The 1,037-nt window shown below is 54.7% G+C and carries 1 protein-coding gene; it reads right to left on the reverse strand.

Going from position 1 to position 1,037, the window contains the following annotated elements:
* Window positions 1–1,037: elongation factor Tu (gene tuf, locus AC6CWS_RS26440; protein WP_020316953.1), on the reverse strand; the 1,037-nt coding region annotated here is incomplete at both ends.

The raw sequence follows: 1,037 nt of genomic DNA on the forward strand, positions 1-1,037 counted from the left end.
CCGCCTTCACGGATTGCGAAACGCAGACCATCGTCCATCGCGATCGGGTGGATCAGGGTAACAACCATTTTGATGTTGTCGCCCGGCATTACCATCTCTACGCCTTCCGGCAGTTCGATGGTGCCAGTCACGTCAGTAGTACGGAAGTAGAACTGCGGACGGTAGCCTTTGAAGAACGGAGTATGACGGCCGCCTTCGTCTTTGGACAGAATGTACACTTCAGATTCGAACTTGGTGTGCGGGTTGATGGTGCCCGGCTTAGCCAGTACCTGACCACGTTCGATTTCTTCACGTTTGATACCACGCAGCAGAACACCTACGTTCTCACCAGCACGGCCTTCGTCCAGCAGTTTGCGGAACATTTCAACGCCAGTACAGGTGGTTTTCGCGGTTTCTTTGATACCAACGATTTCAACTTCTTCACCCACTTTGATGATACCGCGCTCTACACGACCGGTAACAACGGTACCACGACCGGAGATGGAGAATACGTCTTCGATCGGCAGCAGGAACGGCTTGTCAATCGCACGCTCTGGTTCCGGGATATAGGTATCCAGGTGGCCAGCCAGTTCGATGATTTTCGCTTCCCACTCTGCGTCGCCTTCCAGCGCTTTCAGAGCAGAACCACGAACGATCGGAGTGTCGTCGCCCGGGAAATCGTACTGAGACAGCAGTTCACGAACTTCCATCTCAACCAGTTCCAGCAGCTCTTCGTCATCAACCATGTCGCATTTGTTCAGGAACACGATGATGTACGGAACGCCTACCTGACGACCCAGCAGGATGTGCTCACGAGTCTGCGGCATCGGGCCGTCAGTCGCAGCAACAACCAGGATCGCGCCGTCCATCTGCGCAGCACCGGTGATCATGTTTTTAACATAGTCGGCGTGGCCCGGGCAGTCTACGTGCGCGTAGTGGCGAGTCGGGGTGTCATATTCAACGTGAGAGGTGTTGATGGTGATACCACGAGCTTTTTCTTCCGGCGCGTTATCGATCTGGTCGAATGCGCGAGCGGAACCACCGTAGGTTTTAGCCAG

This window comes from Klebsiella sp. M041 (genome assembly GCF_059759695.1).